Raw genomic sequence first — 23,655 nt, 5'->3', positions numbered from 1 at the left:
TCATTCAATTAAAGCCACGTTAGCAACATATCTCCTGTCAAGAAAATAACAGATTGAATTCACTGTCCAGTTATGGGTTTTTCGGATTCACCCCTCATGCAGCGGAAATGCTAACTTCCTTCAGTGGATTCCAACCTTTTTGCCATAAACCCTGCACCGGAGCAAAACCTCTCACTTTCAGTAACTTCATTTTGCAACCTGGTATTAGTGTGAACGCATTTTTTTGAGTTATCGATTCCGAAATCCGGATCCGCCTGTTAACGTTGTTGCTTGAGTTCTCGATGTAAATGAAAGGTGCGCCACAATCTGTTCCTAGATGCGGTGTGCAACGGGCTGTTAGCCCAACTTTGGTTTATATTGTCGATTAGTGGGTTTTCGCCCTGCAGTCCCGTATTTACCCCATATAGGTAATGCCAGGGCTACCAACCACAAGTTCACGAGGGAAAGACGTATGAAGCTTCTTCGCCGCATCGCTGCACCAGCCATCGCGCTGGGAATTGCGATGTCCACCATTGTCACGCCATCCACCGCAGGCGCTACCGAAGTAACCCCAGCAGACGTTGCTGGTGATACTCCACTATCCACCATCTCCGATAGTGCTCCTGCAGATGAAGCCTCTGCACCTCGCTGGCGTGCATACGTCAACGAAGCAGACGAGCGCGTGAAGGAAATGTGGGCTTACTCCCCTTCCATGGATCGCGATATTCCTCTGGTAGTTATCACTGCAGATGAGTCCGCAGGACCTCGTCCAGTTATCTACCTGCTCAACGGTGGCGACGGCGGCGAAGGCGCAGCTAACTGGGTCATGCAGACCGACGCTCTTGACTACTACCTGGACAAGAACGTCAACGTTGTCATCCCAATGGAGGGCAAGTTCTCTTACTACACCGACTGGATAGAAGAAAACGCCAACCTCGGTGGCAAGCAGATGTGGGAAACCTTCCTCGTGAAGGAACTCCCAGGACCATTGGAAGAAAAGCTCAACGCTGACGGACAGCGCGCAATCGCTGGCATGTCCATGTCTGCAACCACTTCCCTAATCTTCCCTCAGCACTACCCAGGCTTCTACGACGCAGCAGCATCATTCTCCGGATGCGCAGCGACCTCCAGCCTGCTTCCATGGGAATACCTCAAGCTCACCCTTGACCGCGGTAACGCAACCCCAGAACAGATGTGGGGACCACGTGGTGGCGAATACAACATCTACAACGACGCACTGATCAACTCGGATAAGCTGCGCGGAACTGAACTGTATGTCTCCAACGCATCCGGCCTCGCCGGCAAGTGGGAGTCCGTAGACAGCCCACGCTTCGAAGGACTCAACCAGCAGGTACAGTCCGTTGCAATGGCAGAAACCGTCCTCACCGGTGGAATCATCGAGGCTGCCACCAACAAGTGCACCCATGATCTCAAGGCGAAGCTTGATTCCGCAGGAATCCCAGCCGACTGGAACCTCCGCCCAACCGGCACCCACTCATGGGGCTGGTGGCAGGATGACCTCCGCGGCTCATGGGATACCTTCGCTCGCGCATTTGAGTTAGAGGCCTAGAAACAGATTTAACATTAAAACCGGCTGCCTTTTGTGTATAGAAGGCAGCCGGTTTTGCCATCTTTATTGCCTCGTCATACTAGGCTCGCCCTTTTCTACGGGAACTCGGATAGGCTTCTGTGAAACCATCCCCGTCGAAGGGAGACTCGTGGCTGAAAGAACCACCCCATTAATGGAAAAAATTCGCTCACCCGCAGTCCAATCAGATGCACTGCAGGTTTTTAAATCAGCACTTGCTGCGACAGTCACATGGTGGATTTCGGTTAACCTCCTCCACTCCCAACTACCCTTTTTAGCTCCCTGGGTAGCGTTGATGACGATGCAATTCACCGTCTACCACACCTTTATCAGTGGAATTCAGACTGCAATTGCTTCTGTCATCGGAGTTGGACTTTCCTTTGTCATAGGCACTTACTTAGACGTCAATGTGTGGACTTTCGGCCTTGCAATGGTCATAGGATTAATAGGTGCACGAGTACCAAAGCTCCGCGCGGAAGGAATAGGGATTGCTACTACATCCATTTTTCTTCTTGCCTCCGGGTTTGATGATCAACAACCCCTTCTATACGACCGTATTTTAGAGATCCTGCTCGGCGTGGCTGTTGCCATAGCCATCAACCTCATCATCTTTCCTCCCTTACGCGACCAGGAGGCAAACATGGTGGTAGGAAGCTTAGATCGGAGGATGGGTGAGGTTTTACAAAAAATGGCCGATGAGCTTGCAGAAAAGTGGAATATCGACAATGCAGATGAGTGGCTGGAAGAAATTAATTCTATTAACAATGACCTAGAAAAAGCGTGGCACTCCGTGCGGTTCGCTCGCGAAAGTCGTCGGGTTAATCCTCGTAAAATCCGCATCCGAGAGGGCCGCCCCCAGCCTACGGACACAAGTTATGAATCAAACCTCACCCGCATTGATGAAGGGATCGCTCATTTACGCCACCTTGCCCGTACTCTTCGTGATACCCCGAATATAGATTCCGATTGGGATCCAGTATTCCAGCAACAGTGGGTATACCTTATGCACGATGCCGGAGCTTTACTCGCAGATCCGAATCAGGAAATAGATCCTATCCGCGACCGGCTCTCTAAACTTTCAAGTGAGATGAGTGAGGATCAACAATTAACTTCAAAGAAGTGGCCTATCTATGGTTCTCTCCTCACCAGTTTGTTTCACCTTTCTGCGCTTGTCGATGATGCTGTGGCCACCAGAAAAGCGGAAGATAAAGAGCATAATAGTTAAATTCCCCGTAATCATTTACAGCACTCACACCTGTGTGTGAAAGTGGCATTACACAACTCTCTTTTAGCCCAAAAGCTTCTGAACAAGAGTGTTTGGTAACCAATCAGCCACATCACAGTTGCCGGGGTCTGGCACTATCCCAGCCAGTTATAAACACTCCGATTCAACTTCATCCTAAGGTTTTTAAATTAAATCGATCTTGCATAGATAATGAACAGCCGGTGGCAATGTGCGTAAAGCGTTTTCATCCAACCCAACCTAATTTCGGCTCCCCGCGAGATAAATATAATGAGGTTGGCATCTAATTAAAGTTGCATTGGGGCTGGGTGGATTGTCGTTGAGGGGGGCGTCGATAAGCAAAAAGCTTACACCGGGCATATAGCTTAACGGGGCGCCTGCTCGCTAGGCGCCTGGAAAATAGCACCTCCTATACACCCGAAAAAAGGGGAGCACTGACAGAAAATAGTAATAATTTTGACAGCTGGTGCCAAGATGATTGGCATGCGTAAAACCCTCATCACCATGCTCGCGACCACCGCGATCGCCTTTTCCGCCATCTCACCAGTGCAGGCGCAAACCGTGGATACAGACACTGACGCCTCCGTGTCATCTGAGCTAAGCAGCGGCACAAGCTCAGGAAGTTCAGAGGATTCCGAAGATTCTGACATCTCCAACCGGGACATCATCTTCGGTATCGCAGCTATCGCTGCAGTCGGCGGACTTATCGCAGGTGGTGTGCACTGGGCAGTACAACAGCGCATGATCCCAAATCCCCTACCAGGAATCATTCCAAATCTCCCAGCATTGGCACCTCAGCCAGTTGCCCCAGCACCTGCGCCCGCTCCTGCACCTCAGGCCGTCGCACCCCAGGCTGTCGCGCCTGCTCCAGCCCCAGTACAGACCAACCGCACCTACAAAAACTGCACCGAAGTATGGAACGTCCTGGGAAGGTCTATCCGCCAAAGCGATCCAGGCTACGGCACACACCTCGACCGCGACCGCGACGGCATTGGCTGCGAATCACGCCCTAGGTAGTTTGGGTTTTGGGGATCTTCGGGAGTTGCGAAGACTCTTAGGGCCTCGGAGGTCATGAGTCCCTTGATCTAAACCTTTTAAGGCGGTGAGTTGAGTAAACTCACCGCCTCATATGTAATTTTAAGCTGCCTATTCGATGGCTGAATATTGAAACTCGTGCGCACCCTGTTTCAGTGCCGTTCAGAGCATAAACAAATCCAAGAAAATGCTTCTTGAAATAATCACGCGCTCGAGTAAGCAATAGCAAATCAGCAATGTCCACGAAACATAAGTGGCGTAGTTACAAGAGCTCCCACATTTAGGCAGGCCAATCACCATATTTCGATCAATATCTAATTATGAAAGTTTCCAATAAACGACTCATCTCCACCGCTTTATCCCTATCGATAATCTTTGCGGGCACCCAGGGCATCGCACACGCCCAATCAAGCTTCGTTTCAGGCTCCAGCTCGGTAGAAACCAACATCAATCAAGATGCAAAATCACTTAGATACACAGAGCTTTACAAGAAGGTCTTTTTAGCCCTAGGCCACGAGCTAAATCTACTGGCACAGGCTAAAGCTGACGATCTTTTACAACGCGCTTTACGCGGCGAATTAGTGTTCGAGAATGGCTCCTACGTGGAACAAAATTCTCCGGGGATCCACTACGCCTCCGTTGATCAAATCAGCAGTGATGACCTTGATTTTGAGCTGTCGATTCTTGAGATCGTTTATGCAGATCTGGAAATTTACCCCAATGAGGACCTGATTCAGATTGGTGTAGCCTCCGGCAAAGATCGCCAGTACTACTACATTGTGCACGTAGCGCTTTAGCTCGCAAACAGATCGGTTAGGGTCTGAATTTTCGTGGGTGGAGGGTTGTGGAGGGGGACGTCGAAAAGCAATCTTTTTTTGGGCCTTCCACCAGATATCCAGGGCAGGTATGACCTAGGACAGCGAATTAAAATGCACATAGTTATTATTTAGGAATGCAGAACCTAACCCGTAAATTTGTAACCTTCGCCGTTGCCGGCGCGCTGCTCCTACCAACTGCGGCTGTCGCGAACGCACAATCCAGCTTCGGCTTCGGCTCCTTCGACACGGGATCATCCACCGCCGATCTTCCCACCACCACTCGACTGGAGAAAGGCTTCGAGCGCCTGGGCGAAGCATACGGCCAAAAGCTAAACCAGACCGAAGAAGACAAGGCCACCGAACTGCTCCAGCAGGCGCTCAACAATGAACTTCCAATCATTGAAGGCTAGTACGAAGAATTCAATTTCATCGACAGCTCCCGTTACCTGGTCAAAGTATTCACCGAGGAACAAGCAGACGACTTTCTGTCACAGCTTTCCACAGCAGTACGCGATGCTCAGGAAGCCCCTGAAAACAATGTGGCCGACTTTGGTGTTTCAGTCGCCCAAGAAGGCGATCTTTACTACGTGGCGATTGTTCAGAAAGAAACCAGCGGCGGAACTAGCCCAATCATTGGTGGCTAAGTTTTAACGGGGCGGTTGTGCCGGAGGGTGGCGTCGAAAAGCAAAAATCTTTTGACGCTTTTGCGGTCCCCCTGCCAATAATGCTGAACTAATTTATGCTCTAAGCATGAAAAACATTGTTCGCACGGTTGCAGCCACCATTATCGCAAGCTCCCTTCTACTGCCGACCACTGCCGTAACCGCAAGTGCACAATCCAGCCTCAGCTCCGGCACCTTCGACTTGGGCATGTCCCACGACTCCGACCCAGTAGCCGTTCAACTTGAGAAAGCCTTTGAGGACTACGGGCTAAGCAGAGGCCACTCACTAGACCTCAATGCTGAGATGCGCGCGGAACTTCTACTGCGTTCCGTCATCAAAGGGCACACAATTACACGCAATGGTCGTTACCTACAACTTGACCCTGCCAGCAACACACTTTCCTCGGTTAGTACTGTTACTCCAAAAGAAATTCAAGATTTTCTTGAAGGAATCAACGGCGGCGAGCGACTAGCTACCTCCTATTTTTCCGGGGCTCCCTTCAGGTTCGGAGTGGCTGTTGGAGTTAAGAACGGGACTTACTACCTAGTTACAACCCAATTCACTAATTAGACTTTTTAGTTCTTGTGAATGTTTGGTGGATGTTTGGGGTTCTTTAGGGTTCTTTGGGGTTCTTTCGTGGGTGCCCGGAAGTGAAGTTTCGCGCGTTCGATTGTGGCTTTCCTGAGAAAATACAGTGAAAAATACCTCCGAAACGGGGTAGGCAATTAAGTATCTTTCAGTATTTACGCATCGAACATTAATACATGCTTAATATTCAGACATGCAAAACATCACCCGTAAAATCGCAGCCCTCGCCATCGCAGGAACCCTCATCCTCCCCGCAACAACTGGCATTGCCCATGCACAATCTAACTTCAGCGCCGGCTCCAGCTCCTTCGATTTTGGATCTTCCAGCCCTGAAGAGCCACAAGTTGAGCCTTTAGAAGTTCGCCTTGAGGTCGCATACGAACGACTCATCGCCGCCAACGGCCACGTCCTTCACGCCGATCAGGAATTGGAAGCAACCGGCCTCCTCAACCGTGCATTTGCTGGTGAATTCGAATTCGTGGAGGGCAAATTCTATGTCTACGACGAAGAGAAGCTCACCGAGTACTGGATCGATCTGCTGACCGAGGAGCAGGCGCAAGAAATCCTGGACAACATCGAAGCAGACATCAAGTGGGCTGAAGAAAACCCAGAAGACTCCGACAAGGAATTTGGTTTGGAAGTAGGAAAACTCGGCGATTACTACTACATCGCCGGTGTTGAAACCTACGTCTAAATCGGCGTCTAGGTTGGCGTTTAGGCTGACCTTTAAACCAGCGTTTCATCCTCTGTTTGATGCCTGATTCAAATAAGTAGATCCAGTAAATGAACTCCATTTACTGGATTTTTACTTTCTAAAACTGGTGGATCCTTTTGAGTGCCCTTGGATCGGGAACACAAAAGGATGGGCTTATCAGCTCATCATGTCTTCCAAAATCACCATGATTTTGACAACTCCCACCGCGAATCCCACAACAGACAGCACCAACGCATACACTCCTTGGCGTTTCGGCCAGCCTGGAATGCAGAGCGAAATAATGGCTATAAAGAAAGCGATCACTAGTGCTATTAGGCCTACCAATACAGCCGACGGGGTGCAGGCAAGGACAAAGCCAACTACAGCTAGAGTCAAGGCTGCGATGGCTACATAGTTTCGCTGTTGTGGCTGATCAGAAACCTGTTCAGAAAGCTGTTCGGGGAGTTTTTCAGGGACGGTCACGCAATACCCTCCTAGTAGATTTTCCACTTCAGCCTCACGGCAGCACCTGCGTGGGCAGAAGGGTGGGTGGAGGGTGGCGTCGATAAGCATAAAACTCTCTTGTTGCCTAGCGCCTCCAACATGGTGGTAGGTACGCTCTAACAATGCGAAGATCCTTAACTAAAGCCCTGGCAGTGCTCATTTCTGGCGTTCTTATTTCTCCAATGAGTGCTGGTGTGGCTCATGCGGAGTTAAGCTTTGGCTCTAGCTCTTTTGGAAGCAGCGGCCTCTCTGAAACTAGAGATAAAAAGGCTGTTGAATTTGAAAACGGTTTGGAAGAGTTCTTCATCGCCACTGGCCGCACCAAAACTGACAACGCTGAAGCCATTGCAGATGATTACTATCAGCGTGCTGTGAATGGCGAGCTGTATTTCTTTGATGACATGTTCTTTACCGATTACATCGAATCGGAACGGCTCTATGTTGTGGCTAATTCAATTCCTCCAGAGAGGATTGATGACGAAATCGCCATCATCAAACAAAACACATCGTTCCTGAATCCTGATGATGAAAAAGACACCGGGGAAATCGGAGTGCGCGTAGATTTTGAAAACGGCCACTACTACTCGGTTCAAGTTTACGTCGGCTGATCCATTTGAAGGCGTCCGCAGAAGACGCCTTAAAAAACCTGCCAGGTAAAAGATCACTAGTCTGATCTTCATGACTGATTACACTTTCCTCGAAGATATTGACACCCCGGAAGCGCTCGCGTGGGCGGAAAAATGGTCGGGGGAAAGCGTCGAAAAGCTAAAAAGCCCTGCCAAGGATGCCCTGGAAGCCAGGCTGCTGGCGGCGTTAGACACCGATGACCGTATTGCGTACGTGAGCAGGCGCGGGGAGAAGCTGTACAACTTTTGGCGGGATGCACAGCATCCGCGTGGAGTCTGGCGCACGACCACGTTGGAGTCCTATTACAGTACGCAGCCTAAGTGGGACGTGTTAATTGATGTGGATGCGTTGGCTGAGGCCGAGGGCGAAAACTGGGTATGGAAGGGCGCGGTGGTGCGTTCGCCGGAGCGGGATTTAGCGCTGGTTAAGCTGTCGCGGGGTGGTGCGGATGCCACGGTTATTAGGGAGTTTGACCTGGCCACTCGTGAATTCGTGGGGGCTGGGGCTTTTGAGCTACCTGAGGCCAAGTCCAGCGTGACGTGGATCGATGCGGACACGCTGCTTGTTGGAACCGACACGGGTGAGGGCTCACTGACGGATTCGGGTTACCCGGCGCGCGCTGTGAAGTGGAAGCGTGGCACCCCGATTGAGCAGGCATCAGTGTTTTTTGAAGGCGCGCGTGAGGATGTTGCGACTCATGCGTGGCGGGATTCTACCCCTGGGTTTGAGCGGATTTTTGCCTCACGGTCTTTGGATTTCTATAACTCGGAAACCTACCTGGAAACCGCTGATGGTTTGGTTCTTCTGGAGGTGCCGACTGATTGCGATGTGATCGTGAAGAATCAGTGGCTGTTTGTAAATCCCCGTACTGATTATGCGGGTATTCCGGCGGGTGGTTTGGGTGTCCTGGAGTTGGATGCGTTCTTGGACGGTGCGCGGGATTTCAATCAAGTGTTTGAGCCTTCTGCTTCTACCTCTTTGCAGGGGCTTGCCACCACGAAGAATTTCTTGGTGCTTACCTTATTAAATAATGTGTCGACGGAAATCGTCTCTGTGCCGCTCGCTGATCCGGTTGCGGAACCGACCCGCATGGAGCTTCCCGATCACGTCACCGCGCATGTGGTTGCTACCTCCCCGTTGGATGGCGATGAAATCTGGGTGCAGGCGGCTAGTTTCACGGAGGCGCCAACGTTGCTGCGTGCGGAGCTGCCTGGTGCGCTTGAGGCTGTGAAGAAGGCGCCGTTGCAGTTTGAAAATGCTGGTCAGGAGACTCGTCAGCATTGGGCGACCTCGGCGGATGGGACGAAGATTCCGTACTTTATTACTGGCCATTTCTCAGATCCGACAGCCCATCGGAAAACCCTCGTCCATGCCTACGGCGGCTTCGAGGTTTCCCTTACCCCAAGCCACTCCCCGACCCGCGGCATCGCATGGTTGGAAAAGGGCTACTACTTTGTGGAAGCCAACCTGCGTGGTGGCGGCGAGTTCGGTCCGGAATGGCATTCGCAGGCAACCAAGCTGAACCGCATGAAAGTGTGGGAGGATCACCGCGCGGTGCTCGCCGACCTTGTGGAGCGCGGCTACGCAACGCCGGAGCAGATTGCGATTCGCGGCGGATCCAACGGTGGTTTGCTGACAAGTGGCGCGTTAACTCAGTACCCAGAAGCATTCGGTGCGGCAGTTGTGCAGGTGCCATTGGCTGATATGTTGCGCTATCACACCTGGTCAGCGGGTGCTTCGTGGATGGCGGAGTACGGCAACCCCGACAATCCGGAGGAACGGGCGGTGATTGAGCAGTACTCCCCGGTGCAGGCGGTGGTGGGCGTCGAGAAGCGAATTTATCCACCCGCATTGGTGACAACCTCAACCCGAGACGACCGCGTCCACCCCGCGCACGCCCGCCTTTTTGCTCAAGCTTTGCTTGATGCTGGCCAGGCCGTGGATTACTACGAAAACACCGAGGGCGGCCATGCCGGCGCGGCGGATAACAAGCAGACCGCGTTTGTGGAATCGCTGATCTACACCTGGATCGAGAAGACTTTGGATCAGCAGGGTAGCATTTAATACCTATGATTATGCGAAGGCTGCGCTCCACCCCGGTCCCTGGTACACGCGATTCTTACACGGGAATTGATTTCAACTTAGGCTTCCACATCCGACGCTACGAGCTTGATCTCACCTACCGCGTAGCACCCAACCTGCTCATGGGCACCGCAACGTTGCACATGGACAACTACCGCGCGCTCGACGCGCTGACCCTGGACTTCGGCGGCAGCCTACGCGTGGAAAAAGTCACCGCCAAAGGCACCGCCGGCACCCACATCCAGGTCGCGCGCTTCCGCCACGCCGGCCGCAAATTACGCATCACCTTCCGCAACCAAATCCCGGTTGACCAGGAATTTTCACTCACCATCCGCTACCGCGGCAACCCGCGCCCCCTGCGCAGCGAATGGGGCATGATCGGCTGGGAAGAGCTCGACAACGGCGCCCTCGTCGCCGCCCAGCCCTGCGGCGCGCCAAGCTGGTTCCCCTGCGACGACACGCCCGACGAGAAGGCGCTTTTCGACGTCCACTTCCACACCGACAACGGATACGCCGCCATTATCACCGGTGATTTAATCTCCAAAAACGTCAGTGGCAGCATGACCACCTGGCACTACCAATCCCGCGAACCCATGGCCACCTACCTCGCAGCCGTCCACGTCGGCGAATACGACACTGTAAGTTTGGGAGTATCGGAATCGGGCGTCGTGGTGGAGGCGTATGTGCCTGTGGGGGATGCGGCCTTGCGTTCTCGGATTTTGGAGGACTTTGCCAAACAAGTCGACATGCTCGACGCCTACGAAAAACTCTTCGGCCCCTACCCATTCCGCAGCTACCGCGTAGTCATCACCGAAGACGAACTCGAAATCCCACTCGAAGCCCAAGGCCTCTCCAGCTTCGGCGCCAACCACGCCACCGGTGAAGGAACCTGGGAACGACTCATCGCCCACGAACTCTCCCACCAATGGTTCGGCAACTCACTCGGCCTCGCACAATGGAACGACATCTGGCTCAACGAAGGTTTCGCCTGCTACGCCGAATGGCTCTGGTTTGAGGCGGCTGGAGTTAAGCCCGCTGCGGAAAGTGCGTTGGAGTTTTATCGAGGCCTGGAGGCGCTGCCGAAGGATATCTTGCTTGGGGATCCCGGCGCCCACGATATGTTTGACGATCGCGTGTACAAACGTGGTGCATTGACAGTGCATGCGTTGCGGGTGTTGCTTGGCGATGAGGCATTTTTCAAGGCGGTTCAAGCATATGTATCCGAAGGCCGACACGGACTCGTAGAACCCCGCGACTTAAAGAGGCACCTTTACGCTGTTTCCACCGATCATGCTGCATTAGATGCAGTGTGGCACTCATGGCTTCGCGATCTGGAATTGCCGGAGTTTCCTTCTGGTGGTTTGGACTAGTGCGCTATCTGACGCTGGCCACAATCATCGCAGGTCTCTCCGGGTTCGTCGTCATCATCATCGCCGCCTGGGCCCTTGGTGATTCCAGCCAACTTTCCGAAGAATTCACCGCCTATTGGGGACTGTTCTTTGCAGGAACCGGAGTGCTGACCGGCCTGACGCAGGAGACGACTCGTGCGGTGACGGCCGGTTCTCGTGGTGGTGCTGGTGGTGGTTCTCGTGGTGGGCGTGCTGGTTCTGGGGTTTCTGGGGTTCCTGGGGTTCCTGTTGGTTTTCGGCCGTTTTTGTTTAGCTTCGTGGTTGCGGCAATTGTTTTAGTGGCACTTGGCGCTTCGGCACCGCTGTGGATCGGCCAGCTGCTGGATGAATTGCAAGGTGTGGGCGTTGGGCTGCTCGCAGTGGGTCTTGCAAGCTACGCGATCCAAGCGACAATCTCCGGCATTCTGTCCGGATGCCAGCTGTGGAAAGAGTATGCCTCGCTGATTTCTTTGGACACCGGCGTGCGCATGGTTTTAGCTGTTGCCGCCTGGTTGCTGGGCTATCAATTGCTGGCTTTCTTGATCATCACCGTTGTGGGATCAATATCCTGGCTGGTCATCGTGCTGTGTTTTGGATCGGTGCGTTCCGTTTTGGGTTCAGTCGCCGATGTCCCCCGTGGCGTTTTCATCCGACAGGCTCTGCTTGCGATGGCAGCATCCGGTGCCACGGCTGTGCTCATTACTGGTTTCCCGACACTGCTGAAATTCACGAACCCTTCAGCCGTTGCAGGAGGGGTTTCGATGGCCGCCATTTCCTACGCCGTCATCCTGACCCGCGCTCCCCTGCTAGTTCCGCTGCAACAATTCCAATCGGCGATCATCGTTCGTTTTGTCAAAGGTACGTCCGGTCCATTGAAAACCCTGGCGGGTCCATTAGCAATTGTGTGGGCAGTCGGACTTGTTGGAGCTGGTCTTGCATGGTTAGTTGGCCCATGGATCCTGGACGTTGTCCTCCAAAAGGAACTCTTCGCAGTCCCCGGCTGGCTCTTGGCGATGCTCACCTTAGGCGCCACCACTACCGCTTCATTGATGGTGTCCGGCTGCGCGGCGATCGCCTTTGAACGTCACGGGATCTATCTCACCGGATGGGTTGTTGCCACTGTCGTTGCCGTCGGATTCTTGCTGGGACCATTTGATTTGGGCGTCGCTGCTGGCCTTGCACTTATAGTTGGCCCACTGTGTGGCTTGCTGGTGCATATGGGTGCGTTTATTGGTGGGGATCGGAAGCGGATTTTGACTGCGGGATAGTTTGGTTTGATTGGGGGATTTCGATTGCTTACAAGATAAAAATTCCCTATGAAAAACGTGGTAGTTCAGTTGTTACTTTGTTAAACAAGTTGCTACTATTCCACACATCCTCTCAATATCGCATTAAGTTTCCACACACCACCTGCAGTTTAATAGCAAAAAGACCGCGGAAGACTGAATGCCCACCATATTCATAGAAGGCAAAACACGTGCTTCCAAACAGGCTATTTCTTAGGCTCTTCGCGCTAATCGCACTGATCGGTGTAATAACTGGCGGTATTTTGCTGCTAATTAACTCGCAAAGCAGTAAACAGACATCATCTTCAACTCGCACAACTGTCAATGACTCCATGGTCATCAGAGCTCTCCAGCGCGAAGAAGAAATCGTACTTCTCAGCGCCGGAGCACTTGGAATCCATGAGAAAACCGTTGAACGTACAATTCGTGGAAAACGTATTCCTGGCACGCAAAAGACCGTGCACGTCCAATACAGCTACACCGGAAAACTCGGAATCGATGCCTCAGATGTTGAAATCAAATCCGCAGGTGACAATAAGCTTTCCATCACTATCCCTGAGTTCATCTTCATCGGATACGACGATCTAAAGTTTAAGACCATAGCCGAAGATGACGGTTGGATCAGTTTCAGCACTGACGATATCGATACTGCAGAAGTAGTTTCTGAGATCATGAGCCAAGAGAACTTCGTCGAGCAAGTAACCACTAACCGGGAAATGTTGGAAGATCAAGCGGTTGATTTCTACAACGACCTGCTCCACGAATTCACCGAGAAACTCGATACAGATCGATACGAAGACACCAAGATTGAGCTCGAATTCGAGTTTGAGTAGATAGTGCTTCGAAGACAGTTCTTCGAATAAGAAGAACCCCTCGTCATCGAGACTCTCCTAATATGCGGAGGGACAACGGCGAGGGGTTGCTTGGTCTAAAGGAAACTAGCTCAGAGTTTCTTCCAGGTCATCCAAGATTTCATTGGCACCTAGAACACCAATGCCGACCATCCAGGTTTCATCCTCAAACTCGTAAGTTTTACCTTGCTGAACTGCTGGCGAATCTACCCACAACTCTGACACCTGCGGATAAGTAGTTGCTTCAGGAGATCCTGGGATGGTGTAGAAAATGAGGTCGCCATCGATCTGACCAAAGTTTTCCGGGGAGAGTTCCATCATGGAGTACTCATTCCAATCACGTTCCCCCAGGTCAAAGCCAACTTGTTCCAGAACTGAACCAGAGAAGGTCTCTGGACCATAGAGCCTGAAGTTGTCCGTGCGGAATCGAACCATTGAAGCGGTTTGTCCGTCAGCACCGATCTCTTCACCAAGCTCTGTGGCACGGGTGTCCAAGTCTGAGATCAGTCTGTCCATCTCATCAGACTTGTTTACTGCTGCCGCAGTGATTTCTGCCTGCTCATTCCAGTTTGTGCCGGAACCTTCGGACATCACGGTTGGTGCGATGTCTGAAAGCTGATCATAAATAGCCTCGTGGCGGACCTTTGCACCAATGATCAAATCCGGATCCAGTGCGGCGATCTTTTCCAAATTTGGCTCAGATGTCAGGCCAACAGATTCGGTGTCTTTCAGCTCATCTGCCAGGTAGGTGGGAAATCCATTTTCGGATCCAGATTCCGTAGCTCCGACTGGAGTAATTCCCAAAGCCAAAAGTGCGTCGAGGTGTGGAGAATCAATGACGACCACACGCGTTGGGTTTTCAGGGATTTCGGTGGTGCCCATTGCGTGCTCCACTGAATATCCAGTGCTGGCAACTTCAGGTTGGATTGCTTCATCGGAAGAGGTTGAAGAGCAGGAGCTTAGAAGCAGTGCAACGCCGAGGAGTGGTGCCACAATTTTGGCAGGTTTGGCCAGAGACAGGAGACAAAAATGCATTCACTTAAATTACTGCAATTCAAATTATTAAGGCAAGGTTATCCTTAATACTGCCCCATGGTATACCCCCGGCATGAGTCCCGCCTTGCAAGCCCCCTAAGCCTGTTAGGATTCACCATTTTTTGAAGGTTGGGCGCAGAATATGTTGAATTGGCACACTTTCGAGGGGTTAAAAGCGTGCCGATTCACCATTTTTTCGAGGTGGCATCCTAAAAATGGTGAGTCCTAACCATCGCCATCCGACAGGCACCACAATCCCCTTACCCATTGAGTCATCCATGTCCCGCTCGACACGTGACTGCCTGAAGTTGCGAAAATCCGTCCCCAACCAGAGGGAAAAGGCCATTTTTAATCGAAAATTTGCGCTAATCACGGGGTATTATGCGAAAACTCGTCCCCGTTTGAGGGCGTGAGGCCCCGTTGGAACGAGAAGTTGATCAGCAAGCCCACAGCAACCCAGCAGAAATCAAAATAGCCCCAATCGTCACAAATTCGACCCCCTCTAAAACCGCTTCTAAGCACCCAACTCGCCAAAACTAGGACAACAGGTCGCCGCAGACAGTCGACCGCTTAAAACGCCACACAGCACCCCACTTCACATAACCCCAAGTCGGAAACAAAAGCCCCCAACCTGCACAGATGTCAACTATTTCAACCTGCCAGAAACTATCTCCAAAAGCTAATAAAACCCTTGCACTGACAAATAAGGCGACCTACCATGACTCTGTTTCCAACACATAAAAAGGATAAAAAATGTCACTTTCAGTCGTCGAGGCGATCACCAACCGCCGCGCCACCCGCAAATACACCGATGAAGCCCCTACCCCTGAGCTGATCGACAAAATCGTTGACCTTGCCCTGGAGGCACCCAGTGCGTTCAATGCGCAGCAACGTGAAATTGTTGTGATTACTGATCCCACACAGAAGCAGAAGCTTTACGAGGCCTCCCATCAGAAACAATTCCTCACCGCGCCTGTAACTTTCATTGCGGTTGCCCGCGTGGAAAATGAACCTGAGGATTTGGAAGAGATTCTTGGTACGGAAAGGGCTGAACGTGTCGCGGGATTCATCAACGGTCGCAGCATTCAGCAGACACGCGAAGCAACGTTGAGGGATGCCAGCCTCGCCGCAGCTTTCTTAATTTTGGCTGCTCAGGCGGAGGGTTTGAGCACCAGCCCGACCACGGGTTGGGATGAGGAAAAAGTGAAGGAAGCAATCGGTCTCGGCGGGCGTGAGGATCGTGCAATCGCCCTTGTTATTGCTACCGGATTCCCTAATGAACAGCCGGAGCACCCTGGTCGTTTGCAGAATAGGCGCATCGACAACAGCTACTAACTCTGCCAGCTCGCTCAGACGAACTAAGGTAGACGGCATGACTTCTTTGCTTGTGACCGGAGGTGCCGGATTTATCGGCGCCAACTTCGTCCGCCAAACCGTAGAGCAGCACCCTGAATACACCCACATCACGGTGCTGGATAAGCTCACCTACGCAGGAAACGCCGACAACCTCAAAGGCCTCCCCGACAGCAAAGTAACCCTCATCGAAGGCGATATCTGTGATGCTGAACTGGTCGACGCCCTGGTCAAAGACCACGACATCACCGTCCACTTCGCAGCAGAATCCCACAACGACAACTCCCTGAACGATCCCTTCCCCTTCGTCCACACCAACCTCATCGGCACCTTCGTCCTGCTAGAAGCCGTACGCAAACACAACAAACGCTTCCACCACATCTCCACCGATGAAGTCTTCGGCGATCTAGAGCTGGATGATCCAAACCGCTTCACTGAAACCACCGCCTACAAGCCATCGTCTCCATATTCTGCAACCAAGGCCGGGTCTGATCACCTGGTGCACGCATGGATCCGCTCCTTCGGAATCCAGGCAACCATGTCTAACTGCTCCAACAATTACGGCCCCTACCAGCACATTGAGAAGTTCATCCCCCGCCAGATCACCAATATTCTGGCCGGCCTGACACCAAAACTTTATGGAACCGGCGAGCAGGTCCGCGACTGGATCCACGTCGATGATCACAATGACGCCGTCCACCTGATCCTGAGTAAGGGCAAGATCGGCGAAACCTACATCATCGGCGCCGACAACGATCATGTGAATAACAAGCAGGTCATCGAGCTTATTTGTGAACTCATGGACCTAGACGCAAATGCCTACGAGCACGTCGCAGACCGCCCCGGCCACGATATGCGTTACGCCATGGATTCCACCAAGCTGCGCACCGAGCTCGGCTGGGCACCGAAATACACCGACGTTGATTCCGGCATGCGAAAAGGCCTAGAGCAGACCATCGATTGGTACCGCGATAACGAGGCCTGGTGGCGCGGCACCAAGGACAACGTCGAAGCAACCTACGCAAAGCAAGGCCAATAATGTTTAACAAAGAACTCACCTCGCGCGACACCGACATCGAAGGTCTGCTGGTGTTCGATTTCCCCGTCCACGGCGACAACCGCGGCTGGTTCAAGGAAAATTGGCAGCGCACCAAAATGACCAACCTGGGTCTGCCTGATTTCGGCCCCGTCCAAAACAACATGAGTTTCAACGCCACCGCCGGCACGGCTCGCGGCATGCACGCTGAGCCGTGGGATAAATTTGTGTCCGTCGCGGTGGGTTCCGTTTTCGGAGCTTGGGTGGATCTGCGCGCGGGCTCGAGCACGTACGGTAACGTCGTAACGCAAAAAATTACCCCTGACGTGGGAGTTTACGTCCCGCGTGGTGTGGCAAATGGCTTCCAGGCGCTCGAGGACGGCACGCTGTACACCTACCTCGTCAACGATCATTGGTCCCCCGACGCGCATTACGCCAACGTCAACCTCAACATGATCGACTGGCCGCTGCCCATCACCGAGATCTCCGAAAAAGATAAAAAACATCCCACGCTTATCGACGCCACCCCCCTGCCCGCCCGCCAGGTTCTAGTGGTCGGCGCCGGCGGACAACTGGGAACCGCGCTACGCGCGCAGTTCCCAGACGCGGAATTTGTCACGCGCCAAGAACTCGATATCACCTCAGATCTCACCGAGGCTCGCGCGTGGAAGCAGTACTCCACCATCATCAACGCCGCCGCCTACACTGCCGTTGACCAGGCAGAACACGATCGCGCAGCGGCGTGGGACATCAACGCAGCGGCAGTCGCTAACCTCGCGACCATCGCGCGCGAAAACAACCTCACCCTCGTGCACGTGTCCTCAGATTATATCTTCGATGGCACCGCCGAATCCTACGATGAAAACGCACCGTTTTCCCCGCTGGGTGTGTACGGCCAATCAAAAGCAGCCGGCGACATCGCAGCTGCGACCGCACCGCGCCACTACATTGTGCGTACCAGCTGGGTGATTGGCGACGGCAACAACTTCGTCCGCACTATGAAATCCCTCGATGAACGCGGCATCGCCCCATCAGTTGTCGACGACCAAATCGGCCGCCTGACCTTCACCGAAGACATCGCAGCCGGCATCGCGCACCTTTTGGAAGTGGGTGCAGCATATGGCACCTACAACCTCACCAACTCTGGCGAACCCGCAAGTTGGGCCGATGTTGCCCGCGCAGTATTTTCCGACCCCACCAAAGTTACCGGCGTGAGCACCGCGGAGTACTTCGCCGACAAAGACGCAGCGCCCCGCCCACTGAATTCTGTGCTGAAACTCGGCAAGATTGAAGCAACAGGATTTAGCGCACCGACCTGGCAGACCCGCCTCAACGACTACCTCAAGGAGCTCTCAAAGTGAAAGGCATCATCCTCGCAGGTGGCTCCGGCACCCGGCTCTACCCCATCACCAAGGGCATCTCCAAGCAACTCATGCCGATCTACGACAAACCCATGGTCTACTACCCACTGACCACGCTCATTCAGGCCGGCATCAACGACATCCTGATCATCACCACCCCTGAAGACAGCTCCTCCTTTGAACGCTTGCTTGGCGACGGCTCCTCCTGGGGCATCAACCTCACCTACGCCGTCCAACCCTCCCCCGACGGACTAGCCCAAGCATTCATCATCGGCGAAGACTTCATCGGTGACGACGACGTCGCACTGGTGCTTGGCGACAACATTTTCGACGGCGCACAACTTGGCCGCGCACTAAAGCAGTGCTCCAACCCCGACGGTGGCATTGTCTTTGCTTATGAGGTCTCCGATCCTGAGCGTTATGGCGTGGTGGAATTTGATGCTGCTAATAAGGCGGTGTCTATTGAAGAAAAGCCCACCGCGCCAAAATCCAACTTTGCCGTGGTAGGACTATATTTCTACGACAATCGCGTGGTGGACATCGCCAAGTCAATCAAGCCTTCCTCGCGTGGCGAACTGGAAATCACCTCCGTTAACGATGCCTACCTCCAGCAAGGTGCTTTAACTGTGCAGCGCCTAGACCGAGGCGACGTCTGGCTGGACACCGGCACGATCGATTCCATGTCCGAGGCGTCTTCCTATGTTGAGGTCCTGCAAAAACGTACCGGCAATATCATTGGTTCCCCTGAAGTTGCTGCATACCGCGAGGGTTTCATCACAAGCTCTGAATTAGTGGTACTAGGTGAGGAATTAAAGAAATCCGGCTACGGCAACTACCTGATGCGCGTCGCGGGAGAATAGCTGTTCTTAGTCAGCGCCTTTTGACGCCTCAAGTTTGACATATGGACTTCCACCTCGGGAGTCCATTTTTCTTACCTTAAATACGCTTCTAAAGAGCCATTTTATGGCGGTTGTGGAGTTTGATTCACTAAGCGTGCCGATTTACGTAAGTAGGGGCCGAAAGGGAAATTTTCGGGTGAATTGGCACATTGGACCGAACACCCCGTCTTTGCAGGGCTAAAACTCTTATCCTGCACTCCATTTCAAGTCACTTAGCGGTGCCGATCCACAAAGGCCCCGACATAGAAGCGCCCAGGAGCGTGACCATCCCCATTTCCGAGAGTTCTCCGAAAGGAATTGGGGTGAAATTAGTGATACTCACCACCAATGAAACCTATCGGTCTATAGAAATTGACATTGCTCAAAACTTGTATTTATATTCTTTTCTATCACCCTATAGAAACATATTGGACGGGGTGAGCCAATAAAAGGAGAACTGCAATGTCTGTTCAAAACCCGGCAATAGTAAGTGCCACGCCAGACACCACAATTAGCAACACAATCAGCACCTCTGAAATCAGCAAAAAAGACCTTAAGAATGCAGTACGTGCAAGCTTCATTGGAACTTTTGTTGAATGGTTCGACTACGCCGCATATATGTACATGGCATCCATCATCGCGGGAGTTTTCTTCCCGGAGCTCACCGGACGTGCAGCACTTGTTAACACTTTCGCCCTATTTGCACTCTCATTCCTCATTCGTCCTATCGGCGCAGTTGCCTGGGGACACATCGGAGACCGCCTTGGCCGCACCAAGAGCCTTTCCGCGTCAATCCTCTTTATGAGCCTTGCCACTTTCTGTATTGCATTACTTCCCGGGTACAACTCCATCGGTATTGTCGCACCAATCTTGCTTTTGGTACTACGCCTTATCCAGGGATTTAGTGCTTCCGGCGAATATGCCGCAGCAGCTACCTATATCTCAGAATCTGCCCCACAGAACCGTCGTGGACTTTTCGCCTCAGTAGTTCCCGCAGCGACCGCTTGTGGACTCCTCCTTGGTTCTCTCTTCGCCGCTCTTCTCACTTCCCTCCTTGACGATGCTTCCCTCGCTTCCTGGGGTTGGCGTCTACCATTCCTTTTGGCAGCACCTCTAGGAATTGTTGGCCTCATCATCCGCCGCATGGCCCCCGAAACTCACGTAGCAGACGAAGACTCCGCTAAAAAGCTTCCAATCCTCGAGGTTTTCAAATACCCACGTGCACTTCTTGTAGCTTTCTCCGGCGCCATCCTCAATGCCATCGGTTTCTACATGGTTCTGGCCTACCTACCTACTTATCTTTCCGAAGAACTCGGCATGAGCTCTAGCAGTGCTTTTATCGCTACCACCATCTCCTCCGCAGTTTATGCAGTCCTCGTCGTCGCAACCGGCGCACTCTCTGACCGCCTAGGCCGCCGCACCACAATGCTTATGGCCGCAGCACTTTTTGCAGTATTTTCAATTCCTGCTTTCCTCGCGCTAGACAGCGCAAGCTTCGCCGGAATCATTTTGATCCAGGTCGGAATGGGTGCCTTCCTTGCGCTTAACGACGGAGTGCTCCCGTCCTTCATCTCCGAACAATTCCCACCTGATGTTCGACTCACCGGCTTTGCCCTTACTTTCAACTGCGCGAATGCCTTCTTTGGCGGCACCGCAGCGATGATCGCAACCTGGATGATCGGTGCCAGTGGCAACGTAATTGCACCGGCCTACTACATGGTCGCAGCTGCAATCATTACCGCAATTGGTGTCACATTCGCCGCAAAGTCCAAATAGAAAGCTCAACACAATGATATTTGCAGCCAATATGAGCTGGGAGCAATACGCTGCCAAAACTGATGGAGTAGCCATCATTCCTGCTGGATCATGTGAACAGCATGGCTCTCACCTTCCACTTTCCACCGATTCCATCATCGCAACCGAGATTTCTCGAATGGTCGCTGAGCAAATCGATGGCATAGTGCTTCCAACGCTCAATTATGGATACCGGTCTTCTCCTTATAGTGGTGGCGGTCCGCTCTTCCCCGGCACAGTAGATCTCTCCCTCAACACCATGGTGGAATTAGCAAGCAACCTACTAGACGAACTCCTTGCCGATGGTTTCCGCAAGATCTTGTTCCTCAGTGCGCACTTCGAGAACCAAGCTCCAATCCTTGAAGCTATGCACCTTGCTCAACGCCAACACTGCACCGACAACCAGATTGTTTTGGCTAACTGGTGGGATCCTCTTAAAGATTCAGTTATGGATGAAGTTTTTTCCGACATCACGTTTCCAGGCTGGGATCTAGAACATGCCGCGGTCACAGAAACTTCCTTACTCATGCACCTCGCTCCTGAGCTAGTGCATTCAGATAAGTTACCCGCTAAAGAAGCTTTCACTGTTCCTCCATACCTTCGGGTCCCACTACAAACTAGTGATATCCCTAGTCATGGAGCTCTCGCCGATGCTGTCGGAGCGACTGCCGGAAAAGGCAAGATCATTGCTGATGCAGCTGCAACCGCCATTGCCGGAATCTGTGCTTATGAATTTGGAGTGCACATTAAAACACCCGTTAAGCTTTAAGCACGATTTAAGGCCTCTACTTTGACAAAAGGACTTCCACCTCGGGAGTCCCTTTGTGCTTTAAACTCACTTCTAGAGATTCATTTTTGGGCACTTTTGGAGTTGTATTTACCAAGCGTGCCGATCTACAGAAAAAGCCACAAGGTAAATAAATTCTTCATAAATCGGCACGCGTTACTGAATGCCCCAGGCTTCGCAGAGCCAACATTCACACGCAACTCAATTTCAAGCCATTGAACCACGAAGACTCGCTTTTACAGCACCCGAAACTTCAATAGAGACTCTTAAATGACAGTTCCCTTCCAAAATAATCGCTCCCTGCAATCACTATTAACCTGCAAAAAGCATTTGGACCTATCCGCAAAAAGTACCTGTAGGTAATATCGAGGAAATGAGCATTTAAGTAAAAGCACTCCAGAAAACCGGCCCCGAAGCACCTTTCGAGGTCAAAATCATTGAGCGTCGTGAGCCTCGCGCTGACGACGTAGTTATCGACATCAAAGCTGCCGGCATCTGCCACAGCGATATCCACACCATCCGCAACGAATGGGGCGAGGCACACTTCCCGCTCACCGTCGGCCACGAAATCGCAGGCGTTGTCTCTGCGGTTGGCTCCGATGTAACCAAGTGGAAAGTCGGCGACCGCGTTGGCGTCGGCTGCCTAGTTAACTCCTGCGGCGAATGTGAACAGTGTGTCGCGGGATTTGAAAACAACTGCCTCCGAGGCAACGTCGGAACCTACAACTCTAACGACGTCGATGGCACCATCACCCAAGGCGGCTACGCTGAAAAGGTAGTGGTCAACGAACGTTTCCTGTGCAGCATCCCAGAGGAACTCGACTTCGATGTCGCAGCACCACTGCTGTGCGCAGGCATCACCACCTACTCCCCAATCGCTCGCTGGAACGTTAAAGAAGGCGACAAAGTAGCAGTCATGGGCCTCGGCGGACTCGGACACATGGGTGTCCAGATCGCTGCAGCCAAGGGTGCTGAGGTTACCGTTCTGTCCCGTTCCCTGCGCAAGGCTGAACTTGCCAAGGAACTCGGTGCAGCCCGCACTCTTGCAACGGCTGATGAGGATTTTTTCAAAGAGCACGCCGGTGAATTCGACTTCATCCTCAACACCATTAGCGCATCCATCCCAGTCGACAAGTACCTAGGACTTCTCAAGCCACAAGGAGTTATGGCTGTTGTCGGTCTGCCACCAGAGAAGCAGCCACTGAGCTTCGGTGCCCTCATCGGCGGCGGAAAAGTCCTCACCGGATCCAACATCGGTGGCATCCCTGAAACCCAGGAAATGCTCGACTTCTGTGCAAAACACGGCCTTGGCGCAATGATCGAAACTGTCGGCGTCAACGATGTTGATGCAGCCTACGACCGCGTTGTTGCCGGCGACGTTCAGTTCCGCGTTGTTATTGACACTGCTTCATTTGCTGAGGTAAAGGCGGTTTAGTTTTTACTTCTTGAGTGGAGCTAGGGGCCTGGAGTTAGTCTTGGCCCTGGCTTTGGCTTTGGCTTTGGCTTTGGCTTTGGCTTTGGAAGTTACTTTAGGCGGTGCCGGTTACGTGGGTTGTACAGACTATTCCGGCGCCGTTTTTCTGGTTCATTATTCGACGGATGAAATCTTGAATCATTCTTATTTATTGATGGAATAGTAAGCAACAGATTCAAAATCAAAGTGATGTAAAATGGCCTTTAGACCCAAAATATCTGCTAATTAATTAGTGTTCTCCCCGCTCACGTGGGGATGGTCCCGATGGAACCGCAGGGCTCACCACATACAGAGCGTTCTCCCCGCCTAGGTGGGGATAGTCTCTATCAAATTCACCAAAATATTCCCGATGCAATCATCAAAAATATTAAGGCTGTTCAGACCACTTCGTGGAGTAGATCTCTTTTCAAGAATGCTCCTAGCTATGAGGATAAGTACTAACTTTTACACGACCTGAATAATCATTTCCTTATAGCTGCGCCACGAATGAAGCACTCTGCACGGTTCAGGAAGAATCCAAGCAACCCACTGAGTACACCCGAGAACTGCTACGAGGGATCCAGTGGAGGACAGTGACCTCTTGTTATCAGC

The 23,655-nt window shown here is 52.4% G+C and carries 22 protein-coding genes; 20 read left to right on the top strand and 2 right to left on the bottom strand.

Features of this window, described 5'->3' with window-relative positions:
- The first annotated feature begins 451 nt into the window (after positions 1–451).
- The 7 genes from mytC to KW808_RS01970 all read left to right on the top strand — a co-directional run bounded on the left by mytC (position 452) and on the right by KW808_RS01970 (position 6,608).
- A complete protein-coding gene (gene mytC / locus KW808_RS02000; RefSeq protein WP_003863216.1) occupies positions 452–1,549 on the top strand; it encodes a trehalose O-mycolyltransferase MytC in 1,098 nt (365 codons plus the stop codon).
- A gap of 148 nt (positions 1,550–1,697) precedes the next feature.
- Positions 1,698–2,792 (top strand): FUSC family protein, encoded by a 1,095-nt coding sequence (locus KW808_RS01995; RefSeq protein ID WP_034983511.1) that lies wholly within the window; start codon positions 1,698–1,700, stop codon positions 2,790–2,792.
- Between the two features lie 501 nt (positions 2,793–3,293).
- Positions 3,294–3,827 (top strand): excalibur calcium-binding domain-containing protein, encoded by a 534-nt coding sequence (locus tag KW808_RS01990; protein WP_034983894.1) that lies wholly within the window; start codon positions 3,294–3,296, stop codon positions 3,825–3,827.
- A gap of 338 nt (positions 3,828–4,165) precedes the next feature.
- Complete coding sequence (locus KW808_RS01985; RefSeq protein ID WP_003863222.1) at positions 4,166–4,642, top strand: hypothetical protein; 477 nt, start codon at positions 4,166–4,168, stop codon at positions 4,640–4,642.
- A gap of 155 nt (positions 4,643–4,797) precedes the next feature.
- Positions 4,798–5,073 carry a hypothetical protein gene (locus KW808_RS01980; protein ID WP_003863225.1) on the top strand — a complete coding sequence of 92 codons (276 nt, stop codon included), beginning with the start codon at positions 4,798–4,800 and terminating at the stop codon, positions 5,071–5,073.
- Positions 5,074–5,413: 340 nt separating this feature from the next.
- A complete protein-coding gene (locus KW808_RS01975; RefSeq protein WP_003863228.1) occupies positions 5,414–5,896 on the top strand; it encodes a hypothetical protein in 483 nt (160 codons plus the stop codon).
- 211 nt (positions 5,897–6,107) lie between these two features.
- Positions 6,108–6,608, top strand: coding sequence for a hypothetical protein (locus KW808_RS01970; protein WP_003863230.1), 501 nt, complete (start codon positions 6,108–6,110; stop codon positions 6,606–6,608).
- A gap of 177 nt (positions 6,609–6,785) precedes the next feature.
- Here the strand turns inward: KW808_RS01970 and KW808_RS01965 are convergent, their stop codons facing one another.
- Positions 6,786–7,091, bottom strand: a complete 306-nt coding sequence (locus tag KW808_RS01965; protein ID WP_003863231.1) for a hypothetical protein — start codon at positions 7,089–7,091, stop codon at positions 6,786–6,788.
- 173 nt (positions 7,092–7,264) lie between these two features.
- Between KW808_RS01965 and KW808_RS01960 the strand changes: the two genes are divergently transcribed.
- From KW808_RS01960 to KW808_RS01940, 5 genes are all read left to right on the top strand, one after another.
- Positions 7,265–7,720, top strand: a complete 456-nt coding sequence (locus tag KW808_RS01960) for a hypothetical protein (RefSeq protein WP_230622886.1) — start codon at positions 7,265–7,267, stop codon at positions 7,718–7,720.
- Positions 7,721–7,790: 70 nt separating this feature from the next.
- A complete protein-coding gene (locus KW808_RS01955) occupies positions 7,791–9,803 on the top strand; it encodes a prolyl oligopeptidase family serine peptidase (protein WP_003863236.1) in 2,013 nt (670 codons plus the stop codon).
- Between the two features lie 5 nt (positions 9,804–9,808).
- Complete coding sequence (locus KW808_RS01950) at positions 9,809–11,191, top strand: M1 family metallopeptidase (protein WP_003863239.1); 1,383 nt, start codon at positions 9,809–9,811, stop codon at positions 11,189–11,191.
- Positions 11,191–12,477: a hypothetical protein gene (locus tag KW808_RS01945; RefSeq protein ID WP_003863242.1), complete on the top strand. Its 1,287-nt coding sequence runs from the start codon at positions 11,191–11,193 to the stop codon at positions 12,475–12,477. Before KW808_RS01950 ends, KW808_RS01945 begins: the two co-directional genes overlap by 1 nt.
- A gap of 350 nt (positions 12,478–12,827) precedes the next feature.
- Entirely contained in the window at positions 12,828–13,328 is a 501-nt protein-coding gene (locus tag KW808_RS01940; RefSeq protein ID WP_003863244.1) for a hypothetical protein, read from the top strand.
- Positions 13,329–13,433: 105 nt separating this feature from the next.
- On the opposite strand, the gene KW808_RS01935 is transcribed toward KW808_RS01940, so the two are convergent.
- Positions 13,434–14,381: an ABC transporter substrate-binding protein gene (locus KW808_RS01935; RefSeq protein WP_003863246.1), complete on the bottom strand. Its 948-nt coding sequence runs from the start codon at positions 14,379–14,381 to the stop codon at positions 13,434–13,436.
- Positions 14,382–15,134: 753 nt separating this feature from the next.
- Between KW808_RS01935 and KW808_RS01930 the strand changes: the two genes are divergently transcribed.
- The 8 genes from KW808_RS01930 to KW808_RS01895 all read left to right on the top strand — a co-directional run bounded on the left by KW808_RS01930 (position 15,135) and on the right by KW808_RS01895 (position 23,227).
- The gene (locus KW808_RS01930; RefSeq protein ID WP_003863249.1) at positions 15,135–15,716 is read left to right on the top strand and encodes a nitroreductase family protein; all 582 of its coding nucleotides are present in this window, start codon (positions 15,135–15,137) and stop codon (positions 15,714–15,716) included.
- A gap of 37 nt (positions 15,717–15,753) precedes the next feature.
- Entirely contained in the window at positions 15,754–16,773 is a 1,020-nt protein-coding gene (rfbB, locus tag KW808_RS01925; RefSeq protein ID WP_003863250.1) for a dTDP-glucose 4,6-dehydratase, read from the top strand.
- Positions 16,773–18,131, top strand: a complete 1,359-nt coding sequence (locus KW808_RS01920; RefSeq protein ID WP_003863252.1) for a sugar nucleotide-binding protein — start codon at positions 16,773–16,775, stop codon at positions 18,129–18,131. The genes rfbB and KW808_RS01920 overlap by 1 nt, the downstream gene beginning before the upstream one ends.
- A complete protein-coding gene (gene rfbA, locus KW808_RS01915; RefSeq protein ID WP_003863254.1) occupies positions 18,128–18,991 on the top strand; it encodes a glucose-1-phosphate thymidylyltransferase RfbA in 864 nt (287 codons plus the stop codon). Before KW808_RS01920 ends, rfbA begins: the two co-directional genes overlap by 4 nt.
- A 480-nt stretch (positions 18,992–19,471) precedes the next feature.
- Positions 19,472–20,785 (top strand): MFS transporter, encoded by a 1,314-nt coding sequence (locus tag KW808_RS01910; protein WP_003863255.1) that lies wholly within the window; start codon positions 19,472–19,474, stop codon positions 20,783–20,785.
- A gap of 13 nt (positions 20,786–20,798) precedes the next feature.
- Positions 20,799–21,572 carry a creatininase gene (locus tag KW808_RS01905; protein ID WP_034983505.1) on the top strand — a complete coding sequence of 258 codons (774 nt, stop codon included), beginning with the start codon at positions 20,799–20,801 and terminating at the stop codon, positions 21,570–21,572.
- Positions 21,573–22,023: 451 nt separating this feature from the next.
- Positions 22,024–23,025 (top strand): furfural detoxificationalcohol dehydrogenase FudC, encoded by a 1,002-nt coding sequence (fudC, locus tag KW808_RS01900; protein ID WP_230622887.1) that lies wholly within the window; start codon positions 22,024–22,026, stop codon positions 23,023–23,025.
- Positions 23,026–23,065: 40 nt separating this feature from the next.
- Positions 23,066–23,227 (top strand): hypothetical protein, encoded by a 162-nt coding sequence (locus KW808_RS01895; RefSeq protein WP_155268197.1) that lies wholly within the window; start codon positions 23,066–23,068, stop codon positions 23,225–23,227.
- Positions 23,228–23,655: the final 428 nt, after the last annotated feature.

Origin of the sequence: [Brevibacterium] flavum, assembly GCF_019317305.1 — a bacterium.
GTDB lineage: Bacteria > Actinomycetota > Actinomycetes > Mycobacteriales > Mycobacteriaceae > Corynebacterium > Corynebacterium glutamicum.
The sequence above is the reverse complement of the archived record's forward strand: the minus strand, read 5'-3'. Positions and strand labels throughout refer to the sequence as shown.